At 62.8% G+C, this 17,296-nt stretch carries 8 protein-coding genes; all 8 read right to left on the reverse strand.

Annotated features, from left to right (window positions below; translation table 11 throughout):
- Positions 1 to 446: 446 nt before the first annotated feature.
- The 8 genes from E7T06_RS20240 to E7T06_RS20275 all read right to left on the reverse strand — a co-directional run bounded on the left by E7T06_RS20240 (position 447) and on the right by E7T06_RS20275 (position 17,290).
- Positions 447 to 2,576, reverse strand: a complete 2,130-nt coding sequence (locus E7T06_RS20240; protein ID WP_136367573.1) for a prenyltransferase/squalene oxidase repeat-containing protein — start codon at positions 2,574 to 2,576, stop codon at positions 447 to 449.
- Positions 2,569 to 4,815, reverse strand: coding sequence for a hypothetical protein (locus tag E7T06_RS20245; RefSeq protein WP_136367574.1), 2,247 nt, complete (start codon positions 4,813 to 4,815; stop codon positions 2,569 to 2,571). The genes E7T06_RS20240 and E7T06_RS20245 overlap by 8 nt, the downstream gene beginning before the upstream one ends.
- 252 nt (positions 4,816 to 5,067) lie before the next feature.
- Positions 5,068 to 7,350 carry a hypothetical protein gene (locus tag E7T06_RS20250; protein ID WP_136367575.1) on the reverse strand — a complete coding sequence of 761 codons (2,283 nt, stop codon included), beginning with the start codon at positions 7,348 to 7,350 and terminating at the stop codon, positions 5,068 to 5,070.
- Between the two features lie 37 nt (positions 7,351 to 7,387).
- A complete protein-coding gene (locus E7T06_RS20255) occupies positions 7,388 to 8,122 on the reverse strand; it encodes a hypothetical protein (protein WP_136367576.1) in 735 nt (244 codons plus the stop codon).
- Between the two features lie 64 nt (positions 8,123 to 8,186).
- Positions 8,187 to 9,737 (reverse strand): phospholipase D-like domain-containing protein, encoded by a 1,551-nt coding sequence (locus tag E7T06_RS20260; RefSeq protein ID WP_168733685.1) that lies wholly within the window; start codon positions 9,735 to 9,737, stop codon positions 8,187 to 8,189.
- Positions 9,738 to 9,898: 161 nt separating this feature from the next.
- Positions 9,899 to 12,496: a hypothetical protein gene (locus E7T06_RS20265; protein ID WP_136367578.1), complete on the reverse strand. Its 2,598-nt coding sequence runs from the start codon at positions 12,494 to 12,496 to the stop codon at positions 9,899 to 9,901.
- A 59-nt stretch (positions 12,497 to 12,555) separates the two neighbouring features.
- Positions 12,556 to 14,886 (reverse strand): hypothetical protein, encoded by a 2,331-nt coding sequence (locus tag E7T06_RS20270; protein WP_136367579.1) that lies wholly within the window; start codon positions 14,884 to 14,886, stop codon positions 12,556 to 12,558.
- 34 nt (positions 14,887 to 14,920) lie between these two features.
- Entirely contained in the window at positions 14,921 to 17,290 is a 2,370-nt protein-coding gene (locus tag E7T06_RS20275; RefSeq protein ID WP_136367580.1) for a hypothetical protein, read from the reverse strand.
- Positions 17,291 to 17,296: the final 6 nt, after the last annotated feature.

Here is a 17,296-nt window from a genome sequence, read left to right on the forward strand (position 1 = left end):
TTGACACCACACGAGTTCGAGCGCCAAGCAGGGGTGGCTTAACCAGACGTGCGCAGAATCGACTCAAGCCCATTACCGGAGCTGCAAAAGATCTCTCCTGAGGGCCTCAGCCTGCTGGCTGTTCATCTGTAATCACGGACTTCAAACCTGCTCTTGAGGTTCTAGTGAGTTGTTGCACAGCAAAGTGTGATGCGCGTTGGTCAGTCCCGATATGAGACCTGGCGGCTTTGGCTTGGCCTTCTCCTGTTCGCCCTGATGACCGTTTTCATGCTGGTAACCGATCTCAAGGCGCTAGACATATCTGTCGCTCCGAGCAAAGCGGTGATCCAGCCAGAGGGCGTGCTGGATGATCTTCATCGGGTATCGGTGTCGGTCGGGCCTGGCGTCGGTTACGGCAAATCAGCCGGCCCTGATCCCATTCATGCTCCACCATCATGTCAACAGCCCTACAACTCCTCAAGAGCCAGCATCGGGCGAAGGTAAATCGTTGTCCGATTTCCCCACACGCTCACCGTGCGGGTAAAGAGGCTATGCATGGCCCGCGTTGCGGCGTCGTGGTCAGGCCAGGTCGGGCGGATGGCCTGGACGAGCGCGCGGTAGGGTGCGGCATCACCGCTCTGAGCTTCCAGCCAGTTCTCGACCCGCTGAACGGTGGTCTGCAGAGGGAGAAAGGGCGTAGGGAAGGCGCAGGCGGTCATCAGTTCTGTGATCTGGCCCGTACTGGGGTCAAGCCGTACCCCAATCCCGGCCCGGCTTTTGGTGGCCAGACCCACGCGAATCAGGCCAGGAATATCGGGGGTGAGGTCTTTGAGCAGGCCCGGCAGATTGCTGATTTGCAGCAACTCCTGAACCAGTGCGGGCCGCCAGCCAGACAGTTCGTAGTACACCTTGCAGGCCACCTGCCCGCGTGGGCCGAGCGCAAAACCGAGTTCCTGCGGGAATCCAGCGGCGTCCAGCAGGGTCAGGGCTTGTTGCAACAGTGGGGTCACAGGAAGCTGGGCGGCGTGCAGGGCGTCCGCCACGCGGGGGCGTCCGCCGCCCAATTCACGGTGCAGGGTGTTCAGGTACAGCTTTAGCGCGGGCGGTGGGTAGAGCTGATTGGCCATAGCCGCCGCCTGATCCACGCCGCCCCAGACGGTAAAACGTGTGCCGTCCGGGGCGTGTGGCATGGGGGCGGTCAGCAGCCTCACGGCAGGCCAGAGCCGCTGCCAGCTGTCCTGATACCCCACAGTTTCGGCCACTTCCCGCAAGATCGTCAGCCCACTTTGAACACGGGCAGGCGGCGGCAAATATGGATCGCTGACCTCGGTGGCGTAGCGCAGGGCGGGGCCAACCTGTGCGCCCACCGTGGCGGAAAACTCCAGCGGCATTCCACCCGACAGCGCCGTCAGTTGACGCGAAGGCCAGGGTGCAGGCGGGCGCAGGCTCAGGCGGGTCAGGTGCCCAAACAAGTCCCGCGCCTGTGCGGCCTGAGTGGGCGGAAATCCAGCAGCCTGCGCGACTTGCCAGACCAATTTGGTCAAGGGCGAGTGATCTGGGTGCGGGGGCGAAATGGGCTGGCGCGGTTGCCGAAAGGGGCTGAATTCTGTAGGCGCTGTAACATCTGGCGCACCCAACACAAGTGCCCGCAGCACACTGGCCGACGTAAAAACGCGCCGAGTATCCTGCGCCCGCAGAGTCACGCCGCCGCTGGTGGGATGGGCAGGGGGCACACGCAACAGGGGAGAGGAGGGCCAGGCGCCGTCTGCGGCCTGCAGGGTCAGGAGTTGGGCCGCGAGTTCAGTGCGCTCTGTGTTCTGCAGGTCTGGATTCTCAGAAGGTGTGCCGTCCAACAGTGTCTGGGCGCGCAAAGACCAGGCCAGGTCAAAGGCACTCAAACCACTTTCGGGGACAGGCCAGCGGGCCGGAACCCAGCGCAGCGGCGGGCGGCCAGCGGTGTTCCACACTTCGAGGGCCAGCCCGGTGGGGTAGGCGGGACTGGGCCACCAGTAGCCTTCCCACAGACCATCACTTTGCTGCTGCCCGCCCACCATAGACAGCCAGGCAGCCTGCAGTTGCGTCTGCGTCAGTTCTCCCAGATCGTGCAGGCAGCGCAGGGCGGCGGCGCTCACGTCCGGGCAGGGCTGTGTCCACAGGTGTACAGAACTGGATGGCCAGGCGTAGGTGCAAAAGCCCACGTCGTCCACCCGGTGGGCGTTCAGAAAGGCCACTGCCTGCGCCGGAATATCCATGTTCAAGCGGGCCAGCAGCGAGAGGGCGTGCGCGGTGCTGTCGGCATCGGCACTGACGGAAGCGTTATAGCCCCAGCCGCCGCGTGGATGCGCGTGATCCAGCAGCCACCGGGCGGCGCGGCGGGCGGCGGCATCGGTCAAAGCACGGGTATCGTCCGGCAGCCAAGAGCAACCCGATACGGCGTGCAGGGCAAGGCCCACATAAGCCGTGACCCACGCATCCGACGTGCCCACAGGCAGCCAAAAATCGGTGAAGCTGCCTGCCGGATGCTGGCAACGCAGCAGGTAGGCGAGGCCACGTTCGGCGGCAATTCGGGTGGGGATAACCTCGCTGGCTCTAGTCATTGAGCACCGGATTGGGAAACACGAACAGGTTGGAACCCTCGCCGTCCTTCAACTCGCTCCATTGGCCCTGATGATCGAGGTAGATGTTCCGCACGCGGTACTTGAAGTGATTCACGCTGCCGCCCGCATTGCCCACGATGTCGCGGAGGGTCTGATTCATGCTGAGCTGCGCCTGAGCCTGCGCCGGACTCAGCACCACTTGCTGACCCTCAAACCCGGCGCTCTGAAGCTGCACTTCTACCCGGTAAAGCGTTTGGAAGGCGTCGGGCAGCGGACTACGCGTCAGCGGTGGGCACTCGATTTGCACCTTCCAACTCACCGAACCACTGGGCGCGACTTCGTGGATATGTTCCAAGATTTGGCTGCTGGGGGCCATCAGCTCATGTCCGGTCAGCTCGATCTGAATGGCGTTCCAGAGTTCGCCTTGCAGGTCGGCTTTGGGGGTCACGTTCAGCGTCAGTGGCCCGGTGGCAGGCAGCGTCAGCGGAAAGGCGGGGCTGTCCACCACGGCCTCGAAGACTTCCAGCGGCGTCACCGAATTCTCGTCGTATTGCAGCAGACGGGCCGCGCAGCCGCCCACGCGGGTCTCTACGCCCGCTCCGCTGCTGAGTACGATTTGGCCTGGAGACAGGGTTTCGGCGGGCAGCGTGACGGTGGTGGGCAGGCTCGCCACATCGGCCAGATTCAGGCGCAGCGGCACATGAAACACCTGAAGTTGTGGGGTGGGGTCGCCGGGTGCGGCCATGTCCAGCGTCACGGCCACTTGCCCAGTCAGTCCGATAGGGCCAACCAGCAGTTGCGCCAGCAAGCGGTAAAACTCCAGCGACAGGTCGATCACGATTTCAAAACTGCCTTCCAGTCCAATTTCTATCTCTTGTGCGCCGCCTAGTGCCTTCACCTGATCGGGAAAGGCTCCGCCCAGTTTCAGCACCGCTTTTTCGTAGCCGCCCATGACCACGTTGGCAAAACTGATCGCGCCGCCGCTGGTTTTGCGCAAGGTATCGCGCAGCTTCACCAGGCTTTCGGGGTCGTACCAAGGCGCGGCCCGCAGCAACACGCGCACCCGGATGTCCTCATCATCGTCGCGGTACAGCGCAGGAATAACGTGTGGGGCAGCCAAATCCACGTTATAAGCCAAGCGGATTTCATCGGGCAGCCGGTACACGGTATTGGGAAAGTTGGCGGCCCGCACCAAGCCGAAGCCGATGTTTTGCCACACCGTCCCTAGCGAAGAATCGCCCACCACTGCACTGAACACCGGGCGGTTGTGTTCCAGCGCCGGGTCAAAAAAGAAGGGGACGCTGCGGGTCAGGGTGACTTGCCGGAAATTGCTCTGCGTTTCGCGCTGACGCCTTTTGTCCAGCAGGTCGCCAATTCGCACGGCGTCTAGGCGCAGCGTGGCGTCGAAGCGGTCAAATCGGCGCAACTGTGGAGCCGCGTCCGCCCTCAAACTCAGCATCGGGGTCAGCATGAGCGGCACGGGGATGACTGGAGCGGTGGGTGGGGGCGTGGGAACAGCAGTGACCATCAAAGGCCGCAGCAGCATAGAATTCCGCAGCAGCGACGCCGAACGAACCCCGTCGGCCAATCTGCGGTGATCTCGAACGATGGGCGGGGTAGGCGGCGTCACGTCCACCTGCTGATCCAGCCAGTACCCATAGGAAAAATTCACGTTCAGCGCGGCGTTTGCTCCCAGTTGGCTCATGGCACGGTACAGCGGGTCAACTTCCTGCGGCAGCAAGTCCACGCCCACCCGCAACCGGAAATTGGGCTGCGCCGGATTGTTCGGGTCGTCCGTGCCGATCAGGGTGGGGCTGTCGAAGGTGCGCGAGCGGGCTTGGCCGTCTTCCAGCCACGTCAGGCTCACGCTTTCTACCTTGACGGCCAGCGGTTCGGCCCCGGCAGGCAGGCCCACTTGCGGCGCTTCTTCCAGTTCAAATTGTAGCCGCACCTTTCCGGCGGGGTCTTTCAGAAAGCGCACTTCTGGCCCCAGCAGTTCTACCGTGCGCTGCGCCACCCGCAGGGCTGGGCGGTACAACCATTGCCCACTCACCGCCTGCGCCGCCACTCCATCGCGCAGCGGCTCCTGCGCGGGCGTGAAGTGCGGGGCCAATTCGTCGCCCGCCACCTGCATCAGGTATTGCATCCGAGCCATAGGCAACCCCACCGCAATTTGCGGGATGGCCGCCCCACTGAACTGCTTGAGGCTCCGAACATCGATCCGGTTCTTGTCTGGCATAGTGGTTGGTCTCCTCTGGGTTGGGACTTAGCGCGTGTGTAAAGGGTCGGAGATTGTTGGACGTTGTGTTCAGGACAGCATCCGCTGCGCTCACCTCCCCCCCTCTGCTGGCCCAGCTCTGCGGGTCCCCAGCCCTCCCCCGCAAGGGGAGAGGGAGCAAAACCCAATGACAACTAGAGTTTTGTCAATAGACTTGAGCCTGCCTTCCCATCTTTTCTTAGACCCTCAGACGCTGTTCCTACGCCACACCCCCTAAGGCACCACCAAAATCGGATCATCCGTAGGCGTCCAAGCGATCTCATGGTTGTCGGCGGTATTGGCGGCTATGTAGCGGATGCGGTAGCTGTAGCCGCGCATCTGGGCGTTCCGGAGCAGCACTTTCCACGTCTGGTCGGCCTGCGCGTCGGGCTTGAAGGTGTAATTCACCTGTTCGTCGATTTGGTTGGCGGCGTCCTGATAGCGCAGGTACACCAGCACCAACTTGTATTTCGTCCAGTCGGTGGTGCTGGGAATCACGCTGACTTCGAGGGCGTCTACCGCGCCTTCCCCGCAGGCCAGCGACGCACCCAGTTCTCCGGCCTTGTCTTTCTGGTCGCTGCGAGCGCCGTTTTTGTACAGAATCAGCACGTCGTAGACGAAGTCGCGCTTATTGGGGTCGCGCAGGCCCAAGGCCCAAGCACTGGACTCGCCGTTCTTGGTGTACTCGGCGTGATGCTCCGCCGAAAAATCGTGCGCCGCGTCGCGGTAGCGGGCGTTCACCTCTATTTTTTCCACCACCCCAAAATCGGCCTGCGCCATAAACCGCGTCGTGATGGTCTGCTCGAACGGGTTGGTGATGCTCAGATTCTCGGCCTGCCCGCTCTGTTCGGGCAACTCCATGCGTTGGCCGTCGGTCAGGATAAAACTGGGCTGGTAATGGTAGGGGCCGGGGTCGCTGGCCGCGCTGCCGCCCGGTTTGCCCGTATAGGTAAAAAAGGTGGCGGTGGGCTTGTTCTGGGTCAGCTCGAAGGTCTGCTGAGCGCTGGGGCCGTTGTAGCCGGGGTAGGTCATGGCGACTTGCACAGCCTTCACGTTGTCGGGCATGCTGCCCAGCATCAGATTCACTTTCACGAACCCCAAGCGGCGGTAAGAAATAACCAATTGCCGCTCGTTGCTCTCGTTGGCCCCCGTTGCAGGCACCCGGATCGTTTCCCCGGTGTCCTTGTAGCTGATTTCGCTCCAGTAGCGGTAATGGTCTTTGGGTGCGCCGTCGCTGGCCTTTGCCATCACCTGCCGGAAACGCCCCGCCTGATCTGCGGTCTTGAACAAGAATTCTTTGGCCTTCTTGACGTGAATACCGCGCACGTCGTCTTGCTGGTCGTATTCCATAAACACTTTCAGGGCGTACACCGGGTCTTCGGCAAAGTTCACGTTGGCATTCACGGTCACGTCGAGTTCCTGAAAAAACGTGTTGCTCAGATCGAGGTAACTCGTCAGCGCCTTCACCTCATCTGGCGTGATGGCCTGCGAAAACTGCACGCTGGGATTCACCGTCTTTTCCACAAGTTGCGAGCGCGTGATTTCCATATGAATGCGCCCGGTGGTTTCGGTGTTGATGGGAATGGCCGTCGCCGGATTCTCCACTTCCTTCGCCACGTCTTGCAGGGCGGGCTGAAAGAAGGTGGGCAGCACGTTGGTCTGGAAAATCTCGAAGGCCATCTTCTCCAGATCGTCTTTCTGGGCGTCTTTTTCGGTTCCGGGCAAACTGGAATCGTCCACCGTAATGGTCAGGTTGTGAAAGGTGTTGCGGAACTTGGTGATGCTGCTCAGCTCGTCCCACTCGTGAATATAGGAGCGGGAATAGTAGGCGATGCCGAAAACGCTGCTTGAGTGGTGGCTTTCGTAGCGTTTGTGGATGTAATTCTTGACTTCTTTGTAAAATTCGCCCCGGTCTCCGTCAATGATGATTTTGATGGCCGGAATCCGCGCCGCGAATTTCAGTTGGTACTGCACGCCCGCCAGCACGTTTCCCTTTTCCAGCGCCTGCCGAAACAACTCCGCGCCGTCTTGGTTCAGGTCTGCCGAAAAGCTGGCGAGGTTGCTGTCGATCAGCGACGGTTCCTTAGAGCCTGCGGTGTAGATGACCATACTGGGCGTGACTGCCGAAAACTGCACCGTGCCCGACAACCAAATGGGCGGGTAACCCAGCTCTAGCTCCTGCTGGACAAAGGGCAGGCTCAGGAACCACCAGCCGCCCCGCTGTTCGTCGGCCAGTTTTTGCTTCAGATAGGCGCGAATCTTGTCTTCCTGCGCCCTACTCACCCCGGCGCGGGTCGTGACCTGCAAGTAGCCGCGCTCCACTTCCAGATCTCCGGTGGCAAGGCGGTCTAGGTCGCGGGCGTACAGGATGAAGGTAAAAATCGGCTTGTCGTCATCGTCCCGCGCAATAGAGGCGCGTTCGGACACCATATAGAACTTGTGGCGTTTTTCGTCGTCCCGGTAAATTTGCACGTTCGGTACGTCCGGCACGGTAAAAGAGTTGAACAGCGTCAGCATGGGCAGGCTCCTTGTGTAAAACGAAAGAGGGTTGGAATCAGAACGCCGTGACTTGCAGGCTGCCGTCTAGGTCGCTGCGGGACAGTCCCAGCGGCCCCTCCAGGCGCAGCGAAGCGCGGGCGGTGCGGGTCGTCTGGGACGTAAACGAGGTGCTGAAGCTAGAGCTGTTGGTTTGGTTAGGGTCGCTTACTGCATCGCCCAGAGAGCTTGTGTAGGCCATGCTGTCCCTGTCTTGCGCGGTTTCAACCTGTGCGGCAGAAAAGCTGAGATCGTAGCTGAGGCGGGCCTCTGGCAGTCCTTGCTTCCACGCTTGCTGCACGGCTAAGGCCGCTTCCGGGGTCAGGTCGGCGCTCAGGACACATTCGTTGGCGGCCATCAGCGACGGTGTTCCGGTCAGGATCAGACCGGGTAACAGTTCGGCCTGCACTTTTCCATCCAACCAGTCCGGGCTGACCAGCGTGACGTGGACGGGCGACGCATCTCTTGGCAGCTTTAGATTCAGGAGCCGTTCCAGAGCTTGGGTCAGTGCCTTGCGTTCTGTATCGGTCAGCGCCAACGTCAGCGTCAGCAGGATTTGGCCGCCCAACAGTTTGAGTTGTGGCCCGCTGCCCCGGCCATACACCAACAGACTCAGGGCGGAGCGGCCTTGTTCATCCCGCGCCACACGCGGCGTATCGGGGACGGCGTAAAAGCGCGTGGGATCGGCGTGATCGGGGTAGACCCGCAGACCGGGGGTTTCGGGGACGGCAAACGAATGGTGGGTGTCCAGCATAGTGACCTCGGAAACAGCCGGCAGAGGAAGGATTCACAGCTCAGGGCCAGCAACCAAACAGAGTTCAGGGCGCAAAAGAGCCTGCTCCGGCCTGCTGCATGAACAGCCGCATCAGTTGCGTGCCCCATTCCTGCCGCGAATCGGCGTCCATCACTTCGTCGTACATGACCTGTTCTTGGGCATTCAGGGTGGTGGCGGGCAGCGGCAATTGAAGCCGCACGATGCCCCTCGGCGGTGGCGGCCCGGCCCCCTGAAACGGCAGGTTGAACCACGCGCTCAGGCCCGCCTGCACAGCGGGAATAGACTGCTGATGGTGGACGCCCCACAGGGTTTCGCGGTAACGCGCCACGCCCCCGGCGTCGTCCGTGAAGGCCACCGAATGTTCTAGGTCGGTATACAGGCTGCGGCGCATGGCGTTGGCCGAGCCGATGATGGCCCAAGCGTCGTCTACAACGGTGCTTTTGGTATGAATGGTTTTGGTCAGGTGGCTGAACACGCCCACGCGGGCCAGTTGTGCGGCGCTCAGGCCAACGATCAGGTGGCTGTTGACGGTGACGCGGAAAAACTTGGAGGTGTCGTTGTTCGGGTCGTCGTTCGGGTCGAACAGTCCGGTCAGCACCACCACTTTCAGCGTATCGCTGGCTTTCACGGCGGCATTCACCCAATCGAAGGCTTCGGCAGCCGTAAAACCCTGATCCTCGATATAAATAAAAGTTTGCGCCCCCTGAATGCCCTTTTCCCAAGCGTTGCGAACCTCGAACAGGCCGCTGGGGGCAAAGCTGAGCGGCGAATTGCTGGGAATGCTGGCCCCGCCCAAGCTGGCAATGCTGCCCACCGAACCAAAGCGCATGCGCGGAAAAGTGCGGGCGCTTTGGGCGCGGGAAGAGCCGCCACTGGTTGTGGCAAGCGTGCGGGCGGGCAAATCGGGCATGCCGCCGGTGCCAGTGCTGAAGCTTCCGCCACCCGAAGGAGCTGTATGGCTGGCACAGTTCACCCCGTTGGCCGTCAGCGACACCGGAGAACGCCCCCGAATTTCGTTCCACATCACCCGGAAGGTGTCAAATAAGCCCTGCACGACGGGGCCGTCGACTTGCACTTCTACATCGTGCCAACTGGGCAGCAAGCGTGAATTCAGCAAGTCGATACCACCCGTGAATCCGGTAGCCGCCGCGCTGCTGCCCACAACCGCCATCTTCATATGCACCGCGCCTGCTGGGTGCGCCAAAATATTCAGCACCGCTTTGTCGGCCAGCCTCGGTTCGGCCCGCAGCGCATTGATACAGCTCATGGTGTTGCCATTCAGCCCGAGAATGCTGCGAAGTTGCGGCGCGGCCTGTGCCCGGCTGTTGGTCAGAATAGACGGGGCCATCACCCAGCCCAACACGCGCACATCCACGCCCGCACGGGCTTTGGCGATCAGCAGATCGGTCAGGGCCGCGCCGCCCAGCGCCGTATTGGTGTTCAGCCACCACCCGGCGATATAGACAAAGTCTCCAGCAGCCCCGGTCAGGGCGTCGATTTTGGCCTTCAGCGCGGCAAAGTAGGGCGGCCCGCCAATATGCGGCGTAATGGTGCAGCCCGCGTGGGTGGTCAGTGCAGAATCGAGGGAGGGCATGGCTTGGCTCCTTTTGGGGTGCGTAGAGGGGGGAGGATCGTGGGTTTTTGGCTCCCTCACCCTTGGCTTGCAAAGCTCCATAGGAGAGGGGGGAGGGCTGGGGACTCGCAGAGCTGCGGAGCAGAGGGGTGAGTGAGCGCAGCGATTGCCTTGACTCCCACCTAGCGCGGTGGCGGGCGCAAGATCAGTTGGTCACGGGTATCCGTCCTGACTTCGGTGCTGCTCTCGCTGCCGTCTTGGGCCAGTAGCGTGAGTTTCCATGTATAGGTGCGGGCCGTGCGGGTGGGTAGGCGCACCTTCCAGTCCTGCGTCAAGCTCTGTGGGTCGTCGGTGATCAGCAGGGCGTCGGCTTGGTCAAACTTGGGGTCTCCGGCGGGGTCTGTGTAGGCCAAATCCAGCAGCAGGGCGCTCAGGCCAATCTGCGACGGCGGCGGCCCGATGTAGCGCACCGACACCGCCAGCACGCCCTCCGCCGGAATGCCGACAACCAGATTGGGGCTGGTGGGTTCCTGCCAGTCTCCGGTTTCCAAACCGCCGTCCTTAAATACGCGGCGCTCGCGGTAGCGCATCTGGGCAGGCTGGCCCCGGTGTGCCAGACGCACCGAAAACAGTTCGCGCTTGCCGGGTGTGGCGAGTTCTAGGCTGCGGCTGTCCAGCACACTGCCGCCCTGACTGACTTCGGTGTCTACCACTACGCTTTGCAGTTCGTTCAGTGGGTCGAGCATGATCACGTCACCGTTCAGGTGGCCCCCACGCGGGGTATCCAGCACCACCACGTCATCCGACTCGCCCACGTCGGCATCGGGCAGATGCAGGGTCGGCAAGACCTCGTTGGTGCCGTCGGTGTAGAACACGGTGGGCGTCACCTGAACCTGCTCGCTGTCGCCCGCCAGCCGCACATGCACCAGCGTGGAGCGATTCTGCGCCCCCAACACCACTTGCGCCGAATCGTCGACGTTGCGGTCAGGGTTCATATACCGCACCACCGCATGCACTTCGGCCACGTCGGCGGGCAGGCTGGGGGCCAGTTGCAGCGTCACGGGCAGCACGCGCCCCAGCCAACTCGGATGCACCGACAGGCTGCGGGCTTCCGTGCGAATCCAGCCGCTTTCCACGCGGGTGTCTTTCAGACCGATGCCGAAGTTGTTGCGGTAGTCCACGATCAACTTGTATTCGTACCACTGGGTCTGCTTGCTGTCGGCAAAAAAGGTGAAGTCCTTGCTGTCGGTGCTGGTTCGTAGGATCGCCTCGGCGGTGTCTTTGGGGGCGCTGCCATCGGGCCGCGTGCCGTAACGCAGTTGCACCGTCATCTGCACCACGCCCTCTGCCGCGAAATCCACCCCCTGAGCGCCGATACTCAGATTGATCCGCGCAAAAAACGGATGGTTCAGGTCGACGACGTGCAAGTGGTCGCGCAGGTCGTGTTCGGAGGTCAGAAACTGAATAAAGTTTTGCGGCGCGATGCTCTGGCTTTGGGCGCTGACCTGCGACAGGTTGTAGGTCACGGTGCGCTGTTCCTCCTGACTGATGTTTTTCAGGACGAAGGCAGCTTGCGGGCGGCCCATCTGGTTCCATACGTCGCCCGCAGTTTTGACCGGGGGAGTTGCTGCGCCCGTTCCAGACGTGCCGCCCGTGCCTGTTCCGCCCGTGCTTGCCCCACCCGTTCCAGAAGTCCCCGACGCCGTTCCCGTCCCTGTTCCCGGCGTTCCCCCCGTTCCCGCTCCGGCGTCGGCTTCCACATGTTCCCGGCCTGCCAACATCGCCCCGGTTCCGGCAGCGGCGGCGGCGCTGGGGCCGTGCTGCAAGGCCGCGCCCACGTTTCCGGGTATCTGTCCGGCAGTGGTGGCCGCAGGAATCGAAGTGCTGGGGTCGGCAGCCGTGATGGTGTCGCCCCGCACTTTGGGTTCTCCCGGCGTCAAGGTCGGCTGAAACAACGCCCCCGTCGCCAAGTCTTTCACCAGCGTGTCTATGCGGGTCTGCCGCTCGCGGATGGCGGCTGGGTCAGACAATTCCAGCGTGCGGGCCGTTTCTTTGATGCGAATATGCTGCTCCTGCTTCAGCGCCTCCACGATGTTGTCGATGTCGGCCCGGAACAGCAGGGTGCCCAGCGTAAAGCGGCTGCGCGAATAGTTGTAAGACGACTTGAAATCGATGCTGATTTCGAGGTCGTAGGCGGGCAGCAGGCCCACGTAGTCGAGGGTATAGATGACCCCGATAGGGCGGGCGTTCACGTTGCCGCTCAGAATGCCCATCATGAACGCCGCGCCGTCTTCCGACAGGGAAAACGAGAAAATAGCGCGGTTGTCGCCGTCCAGCGAGGGTTGCCCAGCCCCCAGAATGTTTTCTATAAAGCGGGGGCCACGTGCGGCGGCCCCTCCCGCTGCCGGGGCCGGACGTGTTCCCCCATCTGCCGTGCCGCCTGCACCGCTGTCTTCTCCCAGCGCGATCACCCGCGCCGTGCCCCGCGTAAACGGCACCGGGGCGAGCGTCACTTCGTCGCCGTAGCGTTCTTTCAGTCGGCCTTCCAGGCGCGGTTTCAGGCTGCCCAGCCCCACGTCTACCACCATGTTCAAAAATCCCCCGGCCACGTCATGCCCCGCTTCGCCGCCCTTGCGGTAGCTGAACAGGTCGAACATCGGTTGCCCGCGCTCCACCGTGATGTGCGGCGGTACGGGCAGGTGATAAAAGCGCGTGGGCAGATCGGCGTCTTGAAACACGGTCACGCCCAGCAGTTCCGTTCTGGTCTCCAAATTCAACATAGGGCCGCACCTCCGCAGCAGGGGAATGGGGGCAAATGGGGCGGGAAATCGGGCGGGAGCTAGAGCGTGCGCGTAGACAGAATCAGCGGCGAGGTGGTCATGTCTTTCCAAGCCGATTCCTTGGCAGAGCCGTCGGATTTGAAGGCGGTGGTCTGATAGCGGTAGCGCAGCGGTTGGTTGGGCGCGAGGTTGAGGGTCAGGGTGGCCCCGGTGTCCGTGCCCTGCAACAACACGCTTTGAGGGTCGCTGGGCGGGTCATGCGCTCCGGCGGGCAACAGTTGCACCTTGACTTGCAGGGCGTCCAAACCCACTTCGGCCAGCGGCGGCCCGATCAGTCGCACGTCTACCCGGCCTACCCGGTGCGCCGCCGAACCCACGATCAGCGATGGCTCGTCGGTCTCCTCCCACTCGCCCTCACTCAGCAGGCCACTTTCATGCACGGTCACGCGGTAACGCAACGTTTGGCGGGCCGCGTCCAGAATCGGCCAAGTGTGGGTCAGGCTGGCAAACGGCGGCACCAGTTCCACCACCCGTGTTCGGCGGTACAGCCCGCTTTCATCGTGGTAATCGAGTTCCACCGTGATCTGCGTGATCTGATCAGACGCCAGCACAGGCTTGATCAGCAGTTGCCGCACGGCTGAAAATGGCGAATCTATGCGCAGCAGCGCGTCTGACTGGGGGCGTGGGGGCGCGGTGTAGCTGCCGCCATCGCTGAAGACAAAAGTGGATTGCGCGGCGTAGAGGCGCAACTCCACAGCTTGTGTCCGAACTTGCCAGCGCAACGGGCCGGAAGCTGTGTCAGTCGGCGTCAGTCGGAAATGCTGCTCGGCCTTGAAGTCGGTGGGGTGGCTGTTTGATGCGCTGGCCGCAGCCTCCGCCGGATAGGTCAGCACCACGTCCACTTCCTGCGTGTCAGGTGGCAGCCGTCCAGCCTCCACTTCCACATTCAGCACGCCAAAATCTGCCGAAGGATTGATCAGCAAAGAGCGGCCCGTGCGGGTACGCTCCGGCAGTTCGTAGCGGAAGCTGTCGCCGTCGGTGGCGCTGCGGGGCAAAAATTCGTAGGTGAGGGCGGCGCTGTAGGCGAGGCTGCGGCGGCCCCGCCGTTTCACGGCAAAGGTTTTGTCCCCGGTGGAATCCGGGCGGAAGATCAGTTGGGCCGTGTCGGGGGGCGGGTTGCCCTGAGCGGAACCGCCGTACCTCAGGTTCACCGCAATCTGCCGGATGCCCAGCGCCTCCAGTTCTTCCCGGCTGGGGCCAGTCACCAGCACCTCCAGCACCTCAAAAAACGGGTCGTCCAAGCTGATCTGATGAACGTGCTGCGCCGTCTCTGCCGGACTCAGCATCACGTTCAGGAAGCTCTGCGGCGCGTGCGTGCGTTCCTCCGGGGCGCGTTCCCGGAAGCTGTAGGTTACGGCCTTGTCTTCGTAGGTGCGCTTCAGCTCCAGCGTCAGGTTCACTCCTGTGCTGCTGCCAACGCTCCCTGTTCCTGCGCCTCCTAACCCGCCCAGCAAGCCAGCGGGCGGCGTCGGCGCGGCCTGCGTGATGGGCCGGAACATCTCCTGCACGATTCGGTCACGGAACAGCGACAGCGCCAATTCCTTGCTCTGCTTGGCTTCCTCGCCTACCGCTTGGCTGGTCAGTTCTATTCGAATGTCGCTCGTTTCGGTCAAATGATCGATTCCAGCCTTGATCTCGGCTTTGGCCCACGCATAACCCACACCCAAAGAGCCGCCGAAATGCTCGAAAATCCGTGACAGGTTGGCATGAACCACCGCTTCTACGGCGGGGCGCAGCCCGTAAAACTTCAGGTCGTACACCACGCCCACCGGGGCGGCCTTGTCCTCATACAGCCCCTTCAGAAACGCCACGCCCTCCTGACTCAGACTCAGCGAAAAAATGCTGCGGAGGTCGCCCAGCAAAGCAGGCTGGCCCGTGCCTAAAATTTGCTCCACGAAGGTCGGGCGGCCCTTGACCGGAGTGGCCGAACCGGGATCGGCGGCAGGCTCTCCCGGCACACTGATCTTGTCCAGCGCAATCACGCGCACATTGCCCGCGTGGTAAGGAATGCCCGCCAAGCTGATCTGGTCTTGCGCCTGTCCGGTGCGGCTGGCCAGTTCGCCCAGCACCGCCGAACGCTGCGCGGCGCTCAGCACGCACTCGCTGCCCAGCGTCAGGAATCCGGCCCCCAGTTCTTCGGGAATGGCCGTGCCAGACAGCACCGAATGCTTAAGCTCTACGCTGTAGGCCATCAGGTCAAACATGTCCCGCCCCCCAGACCGGGCCACCACCGGAGGCGGCGCAGCACAGTAAAACTGCGACGGCAACGCATGATCCCTGAACACGGTCAGGCCGTTGATTTCAAAAGCAGGGACTTCAAAACTCAGCACGGGGTTCCTCCACTGGGGTAAAACGAGGGGCGTTTTAGGCGCTGACGCTGCGGGACTTCAGTTGCACCACCAGCAGATCGGCGTCGCTGGAAGCCCAAGGCGTGCGGGTCACGAAGCCCGACTCGTCTATAAATACGGCGCTATAGAACACGGTTTTTACGGGCGGATCACCCAACAAGACTTCCCAAGTGGCGGGGGCGGGCGGTGTTCCCCGGAGAAACGTCAGTTCCGTTTCTTCTTTCGCCTCTCCTTGCGCGTCGCGGCGCTGAAGCTGCACGCGCACTTCACGCAACGTGGTGTCATTCAGCGTGCCGCCCACACACTGCACCCGCACGGCGCGGCGCTCTACCAATCGGCGGTCTATGACAAGGCGGTCATCCAACGTTTCTCGCCAAGAGCCTTCCAAGAGAGAACCGCCTGTGGTGAGCAGGGTCAGGCGGTAGCTGAGGGCCTGTGTGCCGCCCGCAGCGATGGGGTAATCGCGGCGCAGGTAGGGGGTGGCCGCATTCAGGTCGATCTGTTCGTCAAACTGCACTCCGCTGGAGCCGTCGCGGTAGCGCAGTTGCACGAAGGCGGTGAGCAGGTCGGCCCAAGGCAGGCTGACGAACAGATTCAGCAGGCGCTTGGTCGGCAGCGGGTCGGGCACGCTGAAATAATCGTCGTTCCATCGCTGCGGCGGCGGGGTCAGGGGGCCGCCTGCACTGCCGGGGCGGTGGTACGTCAGGCTGACCGTGTAGGGCGGAGGCTGGAGCGCCTGCCCCGTTTCCGCGCCCCCCGGCGGCAAAAAGTACTGAAAACGCCAGCTTCCGCCCGGCTGGGCCGCACTCAATTCCACCCGGCCCGATTGGGGGGCCGTTCCCGCTTCCTCATACACCAGTGCTGCCGTCACCTGCGGAAACTGGGTGAAGGGGAAACTGGGCGCGGCGCTGACCTGCACCTCCTGCACGCCGTACACCGTGCGGGGTTCCACCACCAACTCGGAAGCGTGCCCCACATACCACCCACCGCTGACCACCGGATGCGGCCCAAAAGCACTGGCGGGATCGAACTGTACCTCCAGGCGGTACTGATACAGCCGCGCGAAGTCCGGCCCAGTACCAGGATGACCAGTGCCCTGACCCAGCAGATTTACCACATAGGCTTCTTTCTCGGCGGCAGAACGCAGCGCCACCGTTTTCAGCGGATCGGCGGGTGTTCCTGAGGCATCCACGCGGGCCAGTTCCACCCGCACTTCCGCCAGGCCGTCGGAGGCGAATCGGTCTTCAGAGGCCACCTGCACCTCCAGGCGCGGAAACCCGTCCAGATTGATCTGCGACACCAGCCGGGAACGCAGCGCAGGCCAGTCGGGGCGCACTTTTCCCTGTTCATCCAGCCGCAATTGGCGCAGCAGCAGTCCCAGCGTGCCTTGCGGCAGCACCTCGCGCCGTTCGGCCACCGCCTCGTTCATGCGGGCCGACAGGGTTCTGAGTTGCTCGTCGTTCATCACCTTCAGTGAATAACTGACGCCGGGCACGATGGTACGCACCAGCCCGGACACCACGCCCCCAATCGCGTCCCCGATGGCGTTGGCGGTGGCCGCCTGCGCGTTCGCCATCGGCGTAAACAGCCGCTCCAGCACCCAATCCGTCAGTTGCTTGCGGGCGCGTTCGGCGGCGGCGGCTTCCTGCTCGCCCGCGCCCAGCACCGTCACGTCAATTCTCACGCCGCTGTCCTCCACCGCTTTGCTGATCTGCTGCTGCACATCGGCGGCCACGTAGTACAGATTGGCCTTCAGTTGCTGCTGCAAACTGCGGTACACCCGCGTCCAGTCGGCTTCCACCACAATATTGAAGCTGGGGCGCAGGCCCGCGAAACTCAGGCGGTAGGTGGCGATGATTGGCAGGTCGGGGGCGTCCAGCGCCCTGTCCACCAATTCGGCGGCCTGTTCGTCCAGCATTAGTTGAAACGTGGCGGTATTGCGCCCACCCAGCGAGGCCCGGCCACTGCCCAGAATCTTGATATCGAATGGGCTTTGCGTGGTGGGTGCGGCGGCGTTCCCCGGTGCAGCAGGCGTGGAAGCCTGCCCCAGCGCGATCAGTTCCACCGTGCCGGAATCGAAGAACACGGGCATCAGCTCCAGCTCGGCGGCGGCGTGGCCTACCACTTGGCTCAGTTTGCCCCGCAAGGATTCCAGCGCGTCGTCCGGTACGGTGAGTTCGGTGGTCAGGGTCAGCAGGCCGCCCGCGATTTTGGCGGCTCCGGCCCCGCCGCCCAAGTACTGCACCAGCGAAAAGGCGGGCAGATCGTCGGGCGTGCGGGCCAGCGTGGGCGCGGTGGGCAGCACGTACCAGCGGCGCGGATCGGCGTGATCAGGCAGCAGGCTGTAACCGCCGATCTGGTGGTAGGGGGGCGCGAGCGAAAGCACTGGCCC

The organism is Deinococcus sp. Arct2-2 (assembly GCF_004801315.1).
GTDB lineage: Bacteria > Deinococcota > Deinococci > Deinococcales > Deinococcaceae > Deinococcus.